The following is a 16,111-nucleotide window of genomic DNA, read 5'->3' as shown; positions in this document are numbered from 1 at the left end:
GGCAGACATGTCAAAGAGAATTACAGGTATTGCAGCAAGTGATGGGATTGGGATCGCCAAGGCTTATCGCCTGGTTGACCCAGACTTGAGCTTCGAGAAAAAGTCAGTGACGGATGTGGACGCCGAAATCAAGCGTCTCACTCAGGCCATGAGTGACTCAACAGATGACTTGAAGGTCATTCGCGACAAGGCGGCGCAGAACCTTGGCGAGAGTGAAGCTGAAGTTTTCGATGCGCACATGACGATTCTGGCCGATCCTGACATGACTGGTCAGATTGAACAGCTCATTAAGGATCAGAAGATTAACGCTGAAGAGGCTTTGAAAGAGGTCACGGACCAATTCATTGCCATCTTCGAGGGAATGACTGACAACAAGTACATGCAAGAACGGGCAGCCGATGTTAAGGATGTCACGAAGCGTGTCTTGAGTCACTTACTTGGGAAGGCGTTGCCTAACCCAGCATTAATTAACGAACCCGTCATCGTGATCGCTCATGATTTGACCCCTTCCGATACCGCTCAGATGGATACCCAGTTTGTTAAGGGTTTCCTGACGGATCTTGGTGGTCGGACCAGTCATTCAGCTATCATGTCACGGACCTTGGAAGTGCCAGCTGTTGTTGGGACTGAAGAGGCCACCCAAGAAGTTCAAGACGGGGATCTTCTCGTGTTGAATGGGTTGGATGGATTTGCTCTGGTCGCTCCCGATAAGGATGAAGTTCATCAGTATCAGGAACAAGCTAAGCAATACGCTCAGGAGCGTGCCGAATGGCGGAAATTGAAGGATGCGGCGTCCGTCTCTAAAGATGGCAAGCATTTCGAAGTTGCCGCTAACATCGGAACCCCCGATGACATCGACGCCGTTGTTGATGCCGGGGCCGAAGCAGTTGGGCTGTTCCGGACGGAATTCCTTTACATGAACAGTGATAAGTTGCCTTCTGAAGATGACCAGTTCGAGGCTTACAAGTCCGTGGCTGAGGCCATGAAGGGTAAGCCAGTGGTCATTCGGACGATGGATATTGGTGGGGACAAGCACCTCCCATACTTACCACTTCCTGAAGAAATGAACCCATTCTTGGGTTACCGGGCGATTCGAATTTCGTTGGACCGGCAAGAAATCTTCAGAACGCAGTTACGGGCATTAATCCGGGCTTCCCACTATGGTGAGATTCGGATTATGTTCCCAATGATTGCGACGCTGGATGAATTCCGCGCAGCCAAGAAAGTCTTTACAGAAGAAAAGGCCAAGTTGGTTGCTGCTGGGGTTCCCGTGGCGGATAAGATCAAGCTGGGGATGATGGTTGAAATTCCAGCCTCTGCAGTCTTTGCGGACCAATTTGCCAAGGAAGTTGACTTCTTTAGCATTGGGACCAATGACTTAATTCAATACACCTTTGCTGCCGACCGTGGGAACGAACACGTTTCCTACCTCTACCAGCCTTACAACCCTGCCTTACTGCGGCTGATCAAGAACGTGATTGAAGCTGCGCACAAGGAAGGTAAGATTGCGGCGATGTGTGGTGAAATGGCCGGTGACAAGATTGCCGTGCCACTGTTGATGGGGATGGGCCTCGACGAATACTCGATGAGTGCTACCTCTGTCTTACGGGTTCGGAGTGAAATGAAGAATATTGACACCACTGATTGGGCTAAGGTTGTTGACGAAGCTGTCACGACCTGTCAGACCAATGAAGAGGTCAAGGCTCTCGTGGAAAAGCACCTTCAGGCTTAATCACGAGTGAAAAAGAATAGTTTTCATAGAACGTATGACAACCAAGTGTCTTTGGTGTCATACGTTTTGTGTCTGTCGGCCACTTTCGGCGCTTTGATCGCGGCGAAACGCGATTGGACGTGGTACAATCAATAACAATTGAGTCTTTAACAGCTCGATCAGTTGTGGGGGCCAACGCCTTGGCAATTGGTCTAAATCCGCTGGGGTTCCGAAGTTAGTCGAACCCACCACGAGAGTTGAGGGGGTAGCCGATGCTGAACATTAGTGAAAAGGGTCAGATCAACCTCTTGGTTTCCATTTTGGCCGAGGGTAAAAAGTATAAAACGGTGGCTGATCTGGAGGATAAGATGAGCCTCTCCCGGCGCAGTGTATTCTACTGGTTGAAGCAGACCAACGAGGCGCTAAAGGCCCTGGGATTGGATGATATTCAGCGACTGGCTCAGGGGGGGTACTTCCTGACACAGTCAACGCTGGATGATCTTCAGGAACATAACCAGGCCGACACACGACCCGTCTTAAACGCCAGTGAGCGTCGTCAAATGATAATCTGGGCTCTCATCCAGCATGACCCGCATCTTTCGCTGGTGAACCTCTCAGAGCACTTAGCGGTCTCCAAGAATACCATCATTAAGGATTTTCGAGAATTGACGCCCAGTCTTCCTACAGACACTGAGGTGATCAATACGAGTCACGGAAAGGCCTTGGTAGGAAGCGAGGGTGCTCAGCGACAATGGGTCTACCAGCAGTTGGCCCAGCAGAATCCGTTAATTATTCAGCAGATTCGACACTTGCCACATCTGCAAACGGTCACGGAACAGTTGACCCAGTTACAAGTGACAACCGGTAATTCATACAGTGGGGATGCCGCTCAGCTCCTAATCTGGTATCTCACCTGGTTACTGGCGCGACTGCAGGACCGCGACCGTCAGCTGACTGGGGCCAATAACTATCCGCTAGATCGGTACAGTCAATGGTGTGAGGCCCTCCTAGCCCAATACGGTCAGGTGACCGCAGCCGAGGTTGGCAATCTAAGAAAGCTACTATTAGCCGGTCAGTTACAGCAAGTCAATGAGGATGGCCAATTTAGCAAGCAGCTCCTGACGACCACGAAGGAAGTGGCCCAGCGTTTCAGTTCCGTTTCTGGCATTGATCTCGTTACGGACGCTTTTCTTGGCGCGCTGGCCACCCACCTGCACTCGACTTATTTTCGAATTAAATATAACGTTCAATACCACAATGCCAATCTGACGGATGTGAAGTTGGAATATAGTTACCTGATGAGTCTGACGAAGTACGCCCTGAAACCCTTTGAAGACTTTTTACAGTCTCCGGTTTCCAGTGATGAGCTGGCCTTGATTGCGGTGTACTTCGGTGGTGAAGTGAAACGAATTTCGCCGGATTGGCTCGATTCGGAAAAACAACCTGACGTGATCCTCGTCTGTACCAGTGGTATTGGGACGAGTCTCATCTTGTATCAACAGCTCTCAGATCGTTACCCCGGGATCAGTTTTTCACAACCGTTTAGTCTGGAAGAATTTCAGAAGATGGATCTGACCCATGGTGGGCCTAAGTTGGTTCTGACCACGGCACAGATGACGGCGACAGCCGATGTGCCGGTCTTGTGGGTCCAGGCAATTCCGACTTCTAATGACTTCCAACGGCTGAGCCAGGAATTTCGTCAATTGGGGTTACTGGATAACTCGCGGGAGACCAAGTTGGTCCATGCGGTCTTGGATATTATCACGGATTACGCACGAGTCGATGACTTTGAAGGCCTCACGGCGAGTCTGCGTGACTATTTCCAGCAAGTTCAGCCGGAGACCGCGGGCACGCCTAACGATCGGCCATCTCTGCGTGATCTGTTGACGGAGCCGCACGTTCAGCTGGCTGATGCGGCGGTGGACTGGCAGGCCGCGGTGCACACCGCGATGGCACCATTGGAACGTGATGGGTCAGTTCAGACTAAGTATGCCGATCAGATTATCAAGATTACCTTAGAGAATGGGCCGTATATGATGATTAAGGAAGGTGTCATGCTGGCCCACGCGAAGCCCGAGGATGGCGTTAACCGGTTGGGCATGTCGCTACTTATCCTAAAGGAACCGACAATCCTGCAAGTCAATGGCCAATCTAAGCGACTTCAGGTTATCTTTGGTCTGGCTTCGGTGGATCGGGATGCCCACGTCCACGCCTTGAGCCAATTGTTGGCGTTACTCCAAGACGAGGGACTTTATCAGCAGCTATTAACAGCAAATGATTACGCAAAAATAAAAACGGTTATTGGGGAGTCTACTAGGCAACAAGTTTAGCGGATGGCCGTCATATTCGGACTATCGATGTCCACTAGGGGAAACAGCCAGTATCGGCTGTTCCCTTTTTGTATGCCATGAATAGTCAATGGTCAAAGTGCTTCTGGCCAATGTCCAATGCTCTGGACAATAGTTGAGAAAACGCTTACCAATTCCGATGATATGATTACTTATGTAGAAAGGAGCATGCCAAATGGTTAAAACCGACATTAATCGTGAGTTAATGAATCTGCTCTACCAGCAGGATTCCTATGTTACGGCAAAGAAACTCTCCGAACAATTGGAAGTTTCTCCCAAGACTGTCTACCGTACCATCAACCATATTAACGAGAAAGTCGGTGCCCCGCAGCTGATTACCACGGCCAAGGGGAAGGGCGTTGAGATTAACCGGTCACGTTCATTGAATGAAAGTGGTCAATTCGTCCAGCATGATCTCGCCAAGCTATCTGAGGATACGTTGTCGCCCAGCAAGCGGCGGAAGCAAGTCATGATTCGCTTACTCTATGTGTCACCAAGAGCCATCGATGTTCAGTACTTATACGAACACTTTTATGTAAGCGATTCAGTGATTAGTAATGATGAAAAAATTATTAATCAGTGGCTTGACCGTTACGGGCTTCGGCTACAGCGAACCAATCGGAAAGCTTCGATTCAAGGCGATGAATTAGCAGTTCGGCAAGCAATTTCTGTGCTGACCGACCTGACTGGAATCATCGACTTCGATAATATCTTTAGTCGTTCGGAGGTCGCTTTGAACCAGGTCGATGTCAACTTTGTCATTGACCTGATTCGGGATGCCGAGAAGGACTTAGAAATCGAGATTCCTTATCCATATGATGTGAACCTCTTCTCACATATTTACATTCTAATCAACCGGTATCGGAATGTTGGCCAGAAAGGGTCCCTGCCCGCTAGCCAAGTTCCCGGTACCATTACTCAGAACAAAGAATTATTACACTGTGCGGAGGTGTTGAGCCATAGAATTGAACAATATGCGCACGTCAACTTACCCCAAACGGAAATCTCGTTTATTTACGAGTATCTAGAATCATCGCGGATCACGAATCTCAGTGATCGCACCGAGGTTGTGCCCCAACGGGCCATCCTCATTGCCGATGATTACGTCCGTCAGGTGAGTCGGCTACTGCAAATCGAGATTGATGGGAAAGCAATTTTACCCGACTTGATTAATCACGTTAGGCCGATGTTAAATCGCCTCGAGAATGGCATTCATGCCACGAATGAGTTGCTCGAACAGATTAAACAGGAGTATCCGACAATCTTCAACGCCGTTTGTACCGCGTCTCTAAAGATTGGGCAGGATTACGAATTACCGAAGATTCCCGTTGATGAGAGCGCCTTTATTAGCATTTACTTTGCCCGAGCAGTCGAGCAATCTACCCGGGCATTACATATCCTGATTGCCTGTACGACAGGGGTTGGGACGGCCGAGTTGCTTCGCGTGAAGGTCAGCAAGAACTTACCGGAACTCGTGATTGATGATGTGGTGTCGATGCGGCAATACCAAGTCAATCGCCAACAGTATTCGGGGGTTGATTTCATCATCTCAACCATTCCTATTCGAGATGAACAGGTGATTCCGGTCATTGTAGTCAGTGCATTATTCAGTGCTCGCGACCAAGCTGCCATTAGAAAAGTTGTCACTAAACTTTCTGGGGCGACCAAATGAATGATGTTCAAGGAACCCAAGCTATCTTGGTTAAGCGGCACTTAACCAAACAACAGCTATTCAAGCGAGTCTGCCAGGCGCTGGGGGATCAAGCCGTGATTACGGAACCCGAAGTTGCCGTGGCGGCATTAGAAGAGAGAGAACGATTAGCGGAAACGTTAATTACCGAGAGAGTAGCCATGCCTCATTGTCAAAGTGCGGTCATTAAGCAATCTAAGGTCGTGTTAGTTAATTGTAAGCGTTTCCCAATTACTTGGGATGACGTCGGCCATCAGGTTGAGGGACTTGTGATTTTGTTACTGGCAAAGGATGCGCCACAAGATCAACTGCAAAGAATTACTGATTTTGTTCGCCAGTTGGCGGACAGTGACGTCGCGGATTCCCTGTTTGAAGAGGAACCGACCGCGGCAGACAGCATAGAGATTTGAGAGGGAGAGAAAATATGACTGTAGTAGAGGAAGCGTTAGATCCGAATGCAATTGTCGTCAACAGTTCGGCAAAAAGTAAAGATGAAGTTTTGAAGGAATTGATTCACCAATTGGCCTTAGCTGGCAAGGTGAGTGACGAAGCCGGCTTCCTAAAGGACGTGTATGTTCGCGAATCCGAAGGCGTAACTGGTATCGGGAATGGCGTTTCCATTCCTCATGGCCGGAGCGTGAGTGTTTCTGAACCTGCCGTTGCCATTGCCACTTTGACGACACCCGTTGAATGGGAAAGCTTGGACGACGAAAAGATTTCTATCGTTATCTTATTCGCCGTTACGGATTCAACGGAAGGGGCGCAAGACCACCTCAAGATGTTATCTGAATTTGCTAAGAAACTCGGGGACGACGACGTTCTCGACAGCTTAAAGGCTGCTCAAAGTGTTCATGAAGTCATTGCTGCGTTTGAATAAATAGGAGGACTTAATTATGAAAATTGTTGGCGTTTGTGCTTGTACCGTTGGTATTGCCCACACTTATATTGCGCAAGAAAAGCTGGAAAAGGCCGCTGAAAAGGCCGGCTACGATATTCACTTGGAAACGCAAGGGACTATCGGGACGCAGAATGAATTAACCCCTGAAGATATTGCCGATGCTGACATTGCTATCCTAGCGATCGACGTCAAGATCAAAGGAATGGAACGTTTCGACAAGATTACCAAGATGACGGTGCCTACCGATATCGCCATCAAGTCACCAAATAAATTGATGGAAAAGGCTGCCCAAGTTATTAAGCAACGTCAAAACGCTTAAAAAGAAGAAGGTATTGATGATGAAAAGCGCATTTAAAAAGTTACGGTTGAAGAATCATTTATTGACAGCGATTTCATACTTAATCCCCGTTGTTTGTGGGGCTGGGTTCATGATTGCCATTGGGATGGCATTCGGTGGGAGTTCATCCGCTGATTTGACGAAGTCCTTCTCATTCTGGGATGCCTTGTCAACCATGGGTGGCGCCGGTTTAGGTGTCTTACCAATGATCATTTCCACCGGGATCGCCTTCTCTATCGCTGACAAGCCAGGGATTGCCCCAGGTTTAGTGATTGGTTTAGCTGCACAGCAGATTGGTGCCGGATTTATCGGTGGGTTAATCGGTGGGTTCATTGCCGGTTGGTTAGTTTTAGCTATTTTAAAGTATGTCAAATTACCTACCTGGGCCAACGGGTTAATGCCAATGCTGATTGTGCCATTTCTAGCATCATTCATTGGCTGTCTGATTATGATTTACGTTATCGGGGGACCAATTGGTTGGTTCACGACTTGGTTGACTCATTACTTAGGGACGTTAAACAACACGTCCAAGCTGTTCTATGGCTTGATGATTGGGGTCTTAGCCAGTGTTGATTATGGTGGCCCAATTAACAAAACGGTCTTTGCCTTCGTGCTGACCATGCAAGCTTCTGGTGTTAACGAACCTATCACGGCGTTAATCCTGGTTAACATGGCAACACCTTTAGGCTTCACGGCCGCTTACTTCATCGGCAAGTTGTTCCGTAAGAACATTTACAACAAGGTTGAAGTTGAAACGATTAAGACGGCGTTCCCAATGGGGATCTTCGAAATTGTTGAAGGGGTGCTCCCAATTGTCTTGAACGATATCGTTCGCTGTGTGGTTGCCACTGGTATCGGTGGTGCCGTCGGTGGGGCCATCTCCATGTACTTCAGTGCCAACAGTAAGGTGCCATTCGGTGGCTTGTTAGCTATTCCAACGATGACTAAGCCAATGGGCTTCATTATCGGATTAGTTGCGAACATCTTGGTCACTGGGACCGCACTGGCTCTTTTGAAGAAGCCAGTTCCAGTTGATGAAAAAGAAGAGGAAGAAGATACCAGTAGCGAAGCTGAATTGAATATGGATGATATTCAGATTTCATAGGAGGTTAATTGAATTGAACGTAAAGTTTGCACCATCGCTGATGACGATGAATTTAAAGAATTTCAACGAAGAAATTAGTTTCTTGAGTGACAAGGTGGATTCCTTCCACGTGGACATTATGGACGGTAAGTTTGTGCCAAACCTGACGCTGTCACCTTGGTTTATTGAACAAGTTAAGACGGTTACCGATACCCCAATCTCCGCCCACTTAATGGTTGAAGACCCGGCCTTCTGGGTTGACGAACTGATTAAGGTTAACTGTGAAGTCATCTGTTTCCCAGCCGAACGAGCTAATGGGATTGCCTTCCGGATGATCGACAAGATTCACCGGGCCGGTTTGAAGGCTGGTGTGGTCTTGAATCCAGAAACTCAGATTTCTGAAATTCTGCCTTACGTCGCTGATGTTGATAAGGTGACTGTCATGACGGTTGACCCTGGCTTTGCCGGTCAAAAGTTTGTGGCCTCTGCCTTGGAGAAGATCAAGCAACTTCGTCAGTTGCGGGATGAGAATGGTTATGGCTATGAAATCGAAATGGATGGCTCCTCTAACCGGAAGTCCTTCAAGCGGATTCACGATGCCGATCCTGACATTTACATTATCGGTCGTAGCGGGCTCTTCGGTTTGGAAGACAACATCGAAGATTCCTGGAATGAAATGACCAAGAACTTCTACGACGCTACGGGGATCCCCGTTACCGAATAGAAATGCGCATAATTTGAGAGAGAATTGAGAACACAAAGAGAGCTGCCAGCACGGGCGTTAACCCGGCCGACAGCTCTCTTTGTGTTCTTGAATCTCGGTAAAAACCTGACCACGACTGGTCGGGTTTTCATGGTATACTGGTTCTATTGTTCTGGTGGGTTAAGGCCAACCGTCAACAGGGTCACCTGGTAAGACCCATTGGGGGATTGAACCGTGACGGTATCATTGGCGCGATGCCCCATGAGGGCCTTGCCCAGTGGTGAAATCCGGGTGATCTTGCCGGCATCGAGGTCGGCTTCGGCGGTGCCAACGAGTTGGTAAGTTTCTAATTCCTCGTCGTCTGCGAAGCGCAAGGTGACCCATTTACCTAGTTCCACGACGGGACTGGAGCTGGGCGTGACGACGCGGGCATACTGGAGTTGTTTGTTTAAGAAACGCAACCGACTCTCCAAGTGTCGCAGATCACGTTTAGCGGCGGAGTAGTCCGCATTTTCCGAGACGTCGCCGTGCGCTCGGGCCTCGGCTAAGGCCGCAATCTTGGTCGGCCGATCCGCCTGGAGGGCAGCAATCTCGTCTTCAATGTGGCGGTAACCCGCCGCGGTGATGGGATTGAAATCTCGTGAATTTGCCATAATCGAACACCTCATTACTTATATTTAAAGCTAGTCTATAACAGTTTTACCGGAAAGGGAAAGGTGGACAGCTATGAAAATTAATGGATCGTACTGGTTACGTCAAGCCGGGATTGGCCTGGTCATCGTCCTCATCATTGCCCTCCTGGGACACCTGAACTACGCGCAGTGGCGGCTGATGCCTGGTATCACCGGGGCTGACTGGTACTTTTTAATCAGTTGGTTATGTTTCCCATTTGCCAAGTGGGCGATCTTAGAAGACAACCGCGACGTGAAGGCACCAACGATTCGGCGCAAGCGTAAACGCCGGCGCCGAGCGGTCGATGAGACGGCCTCGGTTTACGACAAGATGGGCAAGTCCCAACGTGAACCCCGGCTGGTCGCGGCTCCCAAGACCACTTTGAAGTGGTACTGGCGCGGGTTGATCGACATCGTCGTTGCCTTTGTGGGACCCTTAATCCTAGGGGGTTACATCACTTATTCGCTACGACACAATTAAATTGTGCTGATTATCCGGGCATTAACGTGCAAATATTGACGTTTTTGCCATTTAACGACTGATAAGCTAAGAACATGGTAAAGTGATAACAGTTGGAAGGGGTCAGTTTTACGGAAACTGATTTCGCGAATCAATCAATTAAAGTATGCGTGATTAACACGACATCTGGGGGATATTGATTGGGACGTACTTGAGATTATCTAATCACATGGCGGCTTGGTAGAACGCAATCTTTGTCAGATGCTTAGGATGGCTAGTAACAAGACTTTCAGCAGTGACTGAAGAGTAAGTGTACAGCAGTATCTGATGACTTAATTAGAACTTGGGGGAGTGCTAATTTAGCCAGCACCAAATTAAATAATCCATGCGGATTGGGAACTATCTGAGGGGATGGTTCCTTTTTTGCGTGAGTAAAACGATTGCAAGTCGTCGCGATTCAATATATATTAGTGGGTGATAGATATAGTCCCGACTTAGTTGAAAGGGTGTGAGATGATGTTAGCCGTGTATCTGTGTGAAGACAACCCGGAACAATTACAACACTACAGCGACGTGATTAAGCGCTACATCATGATTAATGACTACGACATGGTGGTTAATCTCGCCACGCCCAGCCCCCAAGAACTCCTGAAGGCACTTGAGGAAAATCCGCCGGAGTATGCGCTGTTCTTTCTCGATATCGAGTTTCCTGCGGAGAAGATGAGTGGGTTAGAGACGGCCATTGCCATTCGCAAGCTCTTGGGTTTTGCCGAACTTGTCTTCGTGACCACGCATTCCGAAATGGCGCTCCTCACCTTCGAACGAAAGGTGGAACCGATGGATTTCATCGTCAAGGACTTGGGACGTACTCAGATCGACCAGAAGCTCCGCGAGAACGTCGACTACGGTTATCAGCGCTACACGAACTACCTTGGTAACACCGAAAATCTCTTCAGCTATAGCATTGGCGGCCGAAATTTCAGTCTGCCGATGGGTGACGTGTACTTTGTCGCGACTGCGGAGACGCCACATAAGGTCACGGTGCACGCGGCCAACCAGTTGGTGGAGTTTCCAGGATTTCTGAAGGACATTGCCGACCAGTATCCGGAACTTTACCGAACGGATAAGAGTTTTCTGGTGAATATCGACAATGTCAGTGGCATCGATTCGGAGAACCGGCGACTGATCTTTCCCAATGGGGACGAGACAGACGTGGCCACTCGACGATTCCACGAGGTAAAAACGTTGGTACAAAAGCATTTAAAATCCTAAGAGGGTGCAGTGATGGACGCCGTGCTACAACTATTCGGACGTCAATTTTGGACGAACTTCGTGCTGGCGATGACCATGCAGTGGTTCCTCACAATTTGGATTGGTCTCATTCGACCACAAAACTGGAAATTACCTCTGAAATGGGTGGGCTGGGCGTTGTTCCCGGCCTTTATTGGTGAGCCGTGGAGTCTGCTCATTCCGCCGATCAGTGCCTGGTTTTATTTGCTCCGGCACCGGCGGCATTTGGTGTTGATTTTTGTCAACGCCACCATTGTGATCTTTCTAGTGGTCGTTCTGATTAACGATGTGACGCGACAGGTAGCAATCGAGCTTTGGAGTAGAAAAATTGCCGACGGCGCGCCGGCAATTGCGGCGCGGCTGTTCTTTCAGATTTTTATCTATAGTCTGATCTCCCTAGCGGTATCCGGTATGCATATCCAGCCCGGGAATCTCACCAAATTGGCGTTGAGTCGTAAGGAACAGTGGACGGTCATGGCCATGCTAGCCAGTCTCACGGTGCTGGCGGAGACGTCGTCACTCATCATTCATCACCTCCAAATTTCGCATGCCATGCTGACATTTTCCTTGAGTATCGAACTGGTGATGGTGCTCTTGATCTCGGCGAGTCTCTTTGGCTTTCTCCAGAGCTTCTTCTCGCGGCAACGGATGCGGGCAAAGTACCAGGAAACCCTGTTGCGAACGCGCTACGACCGGCGAATCTCCGATCAGGTTCAGGCCATTCGTCAGTTTAAACAAATTTATCAGAAGCAGATGCTTCAGCTGGGAGATTACCTGGATGCCGAGGATTATGAGGGCTTAGCGGCGTATTATGAGACACTTAACAACCGTTGGCAGGCCACGAGTCACTTGGCCGGACTGGAGGCGGATGGTCTCCAGCAACTAGGGGACCCCGCCCTAAAGAGTTTACTATTTCAGAAAATACTAGCCGCCCAGAACCGGGGCCGGGATCTGCATCTGGAAATTCCCGATGCCATCGTTAGCCTCCCAATGGCCAGTATGGATCTATTGCGAATTGTCGGGATTCTGCTAGATAATGCTATCGAGGCACCAATCGTAGGTGATCGGGCAGAGATTTACTGCGCCATTTTAGTTTATCCGGAATCTTATGAGATCGCTGTCGCCAATCCCGTTTCGATGACGACGCCACCCCAGATTAATCGTTTCCTGAGGGCGGGCTATACGACCAAGGGAAATGGTCACGGCCAAGGACTCAGTACCGTGAGGGAATTGATTGATCGGACCGAGAACGCTGCCCTACAGGTGGCGTTAAAGCGCGGGATGTTGTACTTTACCGTGATTTTAACCAAGCCGGGGAGGTGAGCGCATGATTACAGTAAGCATTTGGAGTTTCGGAGTGGCGGACTTTACGCTGATTTTTTGGTTTGTCTACTTTCAGTATTATTGGTTCCCGGAACTGCGGCAGAAACACTTTCTCACCTACTGTGCGGGGATGGCGGTCGGCTTCACCTTTCTGGATATCGTCAACCCCTTCACTGCCCGGAGTTCCTTACTGGGGGCACTAGCGGTCGTGGTCATGCTGATGATTGAAGTCGCGCTCCTTGCCAAGGACCATCAGTGGCAGTATCTGCCGGCGTTCATTGACGTAACCATCATGGCCTACCTGCTGACGGAATTTGTTGATATGGTGGTGTTAAATAGCATCATCTGGTTGACCAGTCTGAGTTTTGCTACCAGCTGGTGGGGGACTCTGACGGAGATGACCATCGATGCCGTCATCTTCACGTTGATAGGAATGGGACTGTGGTTGACGCGAGCGCCAATGGAAAATCTCATTCACGCGACGATCGGCAGGTCCATGGAGTATCTCTTTCTGATCTTTATGACCGGGATTGCTTTGGTGTACATTCTCTTCGAATACTCTTTGCAGGAGCTGGCTGATTCCGACCACTACCTGATCTTTCTGACAGGGGTTACCGGAACCTTGTTGATTGGGTTGTCATTGAGCACCTACATGCTGATGCTGACCCATTTACAAGAGGAACATACTCAGCTGCAACGGCAACAACAGGAATTTCGTGAACAATATACCAGTGAATTGAACCGGCAAATGGGCGCGATTCGCAAGTTCAGCCACGATTATCAAAACATGTTGCTGGGACTCGGTGGCTACCTTGAGGACAAAGATTATGAGGGCTTTCGGCAATTGTACATTGATATTCGTTCGGGCTGGGAGACCAGTAATGCAGCGGAACTGACGATTGACGATCTCTCTAACATCCCCAGTGCTGGCCTGCGCTTCGACGTTTATCATAACTACCTGATGGCCCAGGAGGCCGGCGTTCAGCTGTTTATTAAGGTACCCGAACCTCTGACTGCGACGATTACGACCCTCAAGTTGCTGGGTAACTTGTTGAACCGGACACTACCCCCATTGGTTGATGGCGTGAAACATCTGAAGCCAGCGGTCGTGACGCTGGATCTTCAGGAGTCGTCCCAGCTAGTGCGTTTCCAAATTATCTTCCCAGTACCGGATGATGCGCAAGTTGGCGGCGAGGCCCGTGTTCAGAGTGAAGAGGCCGAGTTAGACCTATCTCGCCTGCAGCGCATGCTCCCCACGAGTGCCACCAGTACGCTGAAATTAAAGCGCCACTGGGGCCAGTTAACGGTGGCCTTACCGAAGGGATAACCCAAGGCTTGAATGATTCACAAAGTCGGATTGTGTGGTCAACCGGTTTCACAGAAAAACAGTTATCGTTTCATCCTTGAAAACGTTTGCAATTCTAGGGACGTCTGCTATACTTAATGAATGTAATACCAATCAATCCTTCAGAGAAGTCGTGGAATGTGGAAGTTCTGCGGGGTCTCAACTTTGTGAAGTAACCCTTACCGTCATGATGAGAGTTACTTTAATGGCTCGACTGGGTTCCCAACCTGATCGGGTAGAGTTGCTCAATAAAGATTACATATTGAGGTCTAGCAAGCCTGAGATAACAGCGATTTCCTGACTACAAACGGTGAAACGTTGCGACTCAAAGCTGCTAACTGGGAGCCGGAGCGTGGTTACTCCGGTTTTTTTGATCTCTTTAAAACCGGGTCTTAGTGTGAAATTGGCCGCCTGCGGCTGCCAGGGATTCCGCCTGCTGTGGGGACGCTTCAGCCCTCTGGGCTTCTCGCTCGACTTTAAGCCCCGCCAGAGGCGCGGGTCTTAAAGGTCGCCCGTGCAGTAAGGCCGAGAATATCACTCGGTCTAACTGCACCACCACGGCCGGCTCCATCCCTGGCCTCCTCCGGCTAGAATGGACGAAAAAGTCAAAACTAACCGGGGGTTGCCACGGTATCGTGGCAGTTAAATTAACAGTTTAATGGATAAATTGAAAAGTAGTGTCGTCGAAAAAACTTCGTTGGCACTACTTTTCAATTTGGGTGGGAAGCTAAGACTCAGGTTCAGATAGCATGACCACCAAGATAATTAGAACGGGGTCTTGAACGGCGATACCGCGCTGTTTTAGTAGTTGCATTATGGTCTTTGAAGGGCCAAAATGAACACTAATTATATAGTCCGCTGGCATTAGCGGTGGACTAGCGTGTCCCTTAGATTGTTAGTGATTAACTGAAGAAGGAACGGTGAGTGAATATGGATATTTGGGAAGAACTCTATCGGGAAGCCAAGCCGTACTATCATCCCACGGCGGTGAATGATTTTATCTATACGCATAACGTGGTCTGTGCCCTGCAAAGTAAATCCGGGAAAATCTACACCGGGTACTGTGTCGAAGCACTATCTGGGGTCCTGAACCTCTGTGCGGAACGGGTTGCCCTACTTCAAATGTATATGGACAGTGGCGAAACCGAGGTTCAGCGGTTAATTGCCTTTCGGGATACGCCGCCCGAAGGTAACGGTGGTATGCCTTGCGGTGCCTGTCGTGAGGCGTTCATGCAGTATAATCAGGCCAATAAAAATATGCAAATTATGGTGGATTATGCAAAACGAGAGACTGTAACTCTGGGTGAACTCATGCCTCACTGGTGGGGGACATCGGTCAAGCCTGAATCAGATTAGATCACAATATGCGGGCAGCTTGCTAAGTAGGCAAACTGCCCGCTTTTAATGGCCAGTGTGATTGGAAGAGACAATTTAAGCCGGAGGAGGTCAGGGATGGAGCCGGCCGTGGCGGTGGCGTTAGACCGAGTGGCTTGCTCGGCCTTACACCACGGGCGACTTTGAAGACGCGTGGTCTTCGTGGCTTCAAATCGAGCGAGAAGCCCGGTCCTCAGGCTGAAGCGTCCCCACAGCAGGCGGCCCTTTAACACCGATAGAAAGCACCAGCTAGATAAACCCCAATGGTCACGCTAGCTGGTGCTATTTAAAAGATGCTCATCGACGAAGATTGAAGAGTCCCCAGATTAATAAGATGGCTAACAGTCCCGCAAGAATAATCAGGGCTCCTTTTTGTTGCCAGCGCATCTAATCCCCCCTAGTGAATCCAACTGACTAGAGTATAACTGGTTTTAATGATTAACGGTGACAATCGTCTCTATCGTGAGAATTTTGACGATTATGCTGACTTGAAGAAGACTCAGTCGAGGACGTCAAAATCAGCGGGTACGGGGGCCGTGACGGTCGTTAACTGGTCATCGGTGGCAAAGGGTTGGGGGAAGCTTAATTGCCAACAGTGGAGCCGTAAGCGTGTCTTAGAAGGGATCCCGTAAAGGGGATCACCGATCAGGGGATGACCACTAGCGGCCAAGTGAACCCGAAGTTGGTGGGTCCGGCCGGTCTCTAGCCATAATTTGACCAGAGTGGCCCCTGGTTGCTCGTCTAAGACCGCGTAATGGGTGATGGCTCTCTGTGGATGGACACCGTTAACTTGACGCTTACGGCGGTCCTGAGGGTCTCTGCGAGAGCGTAAAATATCTTGTGTAAATGCATAAAAGATTTCTGAATTGTATAGAAA

The 16,111-nt window shown here is 49.3% G+C and carries 15 protein-coding genes; 13 read left to right on the top strand and 2 right to left on the bottom strand.

Annotated features, from left to right (window positions below; genetic code table 11):
- Positions 1-7 precede the first annotated feature (7 nt).
- The 8 genes from ptsP (at position 8) to alsE (ending at position 8,792) form a co-directional block, all read left to right on the top strand.
- Positions 8-1,732 (top strand): phosphoenolpyruvate--protein phosphotransferase, encoded by a 1,725-nt coding sequence (ptsP, locus tag IV54_RS08895; protein ID WP_057879010.1) that lies wholly within the window; start codon positions 8-10, stop codon positions 1,730-1,732.
- Between the two features lie 251 nt (positions 1,733-1,983).
- The gene (locus IV54_RS08890; RefSeq protein WP_057879009.1) at positions 1,984-4,041 is read left to right on the top strand and encodes a BglG family transcription antiterminator; all 2,058 of its coding nucleotides are present in this window, start codon (positions 1,984-1,986) and stop codon (positions 4,039-4,041) included.
- A 193-nt stretch (positions 4,042-4,234) separates the two neighbouring features.
- A complete protein-coding gene (locus IV54_RS08885) occupies positions 4,235-5,731 on the top strand; it encodes a BglG family transcription antiterminator (RefSeq protein WP_057879008.1) in 1,497 nt (498 codons plus the stop codon).
- The gene (locus IV54_RS08880; RefSeq protein WP_057879007.1) at positions 5,728-6,159 is read left to right on the top strand and encodes a PTS sugar transporter subunit IIA; all 432 of its coding nucleotides are present in this window, start codon (positions 5,728-5,730) and stop codon (positions 6,157-6,159) included. The genes IV54_RS08885 and IV54_RS08880 overlap by 4 nt, the downstream gene beginning before the upstream one ends.
- Positions 6,160-6,173: 14 nt before the next feature.
- On the top strand, positions 6,174-6,626 hold the full coding sequence (locus IV54_RS08875; protein WP_057879006.1) for a PTS sugar transporter subunit IIA: 453 nt from the start codon (positions 6,174-6,176) through the stop codon (positions 6,624-6,626).
- A 16-nt stretch (positions 6,627-6,642) separates the two neighbouring features.
- Positions 6,643-6,966 (top strand): PTS fructose transporter subunit IIB, encoded by a 324-nt coding sequence (locus tag IV54_RS08870; RefSeq protein WP_057879005.1) that lies wholly within the window; start codon positions 6,643-6,645, stop codon positions 6,964-6,966.
- Positions 6,967-6,985: 19 nt separating this feature from the next.
- Complete coding sequence (locus IV54_RS08865; RefSeq protein ID WP_057879004.1) at positions 6,986-8,089, top strand: PTS fructose transporter subunit IIC; 1,104 nt, start codon at positions 6,986-6,988, stop codon at positions 8,087-8,089.
- The gene (alsE, locus tag IV54_RS08860) at positions 8,070-8,792 is read left to right on the top strand and encodes a D-allulose 6-phosphate 3-epimerase (RefSeq protein WP_057879003.1); all 723 of its coding nucleotides are present in this window, start codon (positions 8,070-8,072) and stop codon (positions 8,790-8,792) included. Before IV54_RS08865 ends, alsE begins: the two co-directional genes overlap by 20 nt.
- Before the next feature lie 143 nt (positions 8,793-8,935).
- Here alsE and greA read toward each other — a convergent pair whose 3' ends face one another.
- Positions 8,936-9,424 (bottom strand): transcription elongation factor GreA, encoded by a 489-nt coding sequence (gene greA, locus IV54_RS08855; RefSeq protein WP_057879002.1) that lies wholly within the window; start codon positions 9,422-9,424, stop codon positions 8,936-8,938.
- A gap of 73 nt (positions 9,425-9,497) precedes the next feature.
- Here greA and IV54_RS08850 point away from each other — a divergent pair, with 73 nt between their 5' ends.
- From IV54_RS08850 to IV54_RS08825, 5 genes are all read left to right on the top strand, one after another.
- Entirely contained in the window at positions 9,498-9,923 is a 426-nt protein-coding gene (locus IV54_RS08850) for a hypothetical protein (protein ID WP_057879001.1), read from the top strand.
- A gap of 492 nt (positions 9,924-10,415) precedes the next feature.
- Complete coding sequence (locus IV54_RS08845; RefSeq protein WP_237756703.1) at positions 10,416-11,174, top strand: response regulator transcription factor; 759 nt, start codon at positions 10,416-10,418, stop codon at positions 11,172-11,174.
- A gap of 12 nt (positions 11,175-11,186) precedes the next feature.
- On the top strand, positions 11,187-12,515 hold the full coding sequence (locus IV54_RS08840) for a sensor histidine kinase (protein WP_057878999.1): 1,329 nt from the start codon (positions 11,187-11,189) through the stop codon (positions 12,513-12,515).
- 4 nt (positions 12,516-12,519) lie between these two features.
- On the top strand, positions 12,520-13,842 hold the full coding sequence (locus IV54_RS08835) for a hypothetical protein (RefSeq protein WP_057878998.1): 1,323 nt from the start codon (positions 12,520-12,522) through the stop codon (positions 13,840-13,842).
- A gap of 948 nt (positions 13,843-14,790) precedes the next feature.
- Entirely contained in the window at positions 14,791-15,216 is a 426-nt protein-coding gene (locus IV54_RS08825) for a cytidine deaminase family protein (protein ID WP_057879021.1), read from the top strand.
- A gap of 517 nt (positions 15,217-15,733) precedes the next feature.
- Here the strand turns inward: IV54_RS08825 and IV54_RS08820 are convergent.
- On the bottom strand, positions 15,734-16,111 hold a 378-nt coding region (locus IV54_RS08820; RefSeq protein WP_162259325.1), incomplete at its 5' end, for a pseudouridine synthase.

Source organism: Levilactobacillus paucivorans, assembly GCF_001437125.1.
GTDB lineage: Bacteria > Bacillota > Bacilli > Lactobacillales > Lactobacillaceae > Levilactobacillus > Levilactobacillus paucivorans.
The sequence above is the reverse complement of the archived record's forward strand: the minus strand, read 5'-3'. Positions and strand labels throughout refer to the sequence as shown.

Coding starts and splice junctions, on each gene's coding strand:
- IV54_RS08845 (WP_237756703.1), top strand. CDS start 10,416: ATGATGTTAGCCGTGTATCTGTGTGAAGACAACCCGGAACAATTACAA.
- IV54_RS08880 (WP_057879007.1), top strand. CDS start 5,728: ATGAATGATGTTCAAGGAACCCAAGCTATCTTGGTTAAGCGGCACTTA.
- IV54_RS08885 (WP_057879008.1), top strand. CDS start 4,235: ATGGTTAAAACCGACATTAATCGTGAGTTAATGAATCTGCTCTACCAG.
- ptsP (WP_057879010.1), top strand. CDS start 8: ATGTCAAAGAGAATTACAGGTATTGCAGCAAGTGATGGGATTGGGATC.
- IV54_RS08825 (WP_057879021.1), top strand. CDS start 14,791: ATGGATATTTGGGAAGAACTCTATCGGGAAGCCAAGCCGTACTATCAT.
- IV54_RS08865 (WP_057879004.1), top strand. CDS start 6,986: ATGAAAAGCGCATTTAAAAAGTTACGGTTGAAGAATCATTTATTGACA.
- IV54_RS08835 (WP_057878998.1), top strand. CDS start 12,520: ATGATTACAGTAAGCATTTGGAGTTTCGGAGTGGCGGACTTTACGCTG.
- IV54_RS08850 (WP_057879001.1), top strand. CDS start 9,498: ATGAAAATTAATGGATCGTACTGGTTACGTCAAGCCGGGATTGGCCTG.
- alsE (WP_057879003.1), top strand. CDS start 8,070: ATGATATTCAGATTTCATAGGAGGTTAATTGAATTGAACGTAAAGTTT.
- IV54_RS08870 (WP_057879005.1), top strand. CDS start 6,643: ATGAAAATTGTTGGCGTTTGTGCTTGTACCGTTGGTATTGCCCACACT.
- greA (WP_057879002.1), bottom strand. CDS start 9,424: ATGGCAAATTCACGAGATTTCAATCCCATCACCGCGGCGGGTTACCGC.
- IV54_RS08890 (WP_057879009.1), top strand. CDS start 1,984: ATGCTGAACATTAGTGAAAAGGGTCAGATCAACCTCTTGGTTTCCATT.
- IV54_RS08840 (WP_057878999.1), top strand. CDS start 11,187: ATGGACGCCGTGCTACAACTATTCGGACGTCAATTTTGGACGAACTTC.
- IV54_RS08875 (WP_057879006.1), top strand. CDS start 6,174: ATGACTGTAGTAGAGGAAGCGTTAGATCCGAATGCAATTGTCGTCAAC.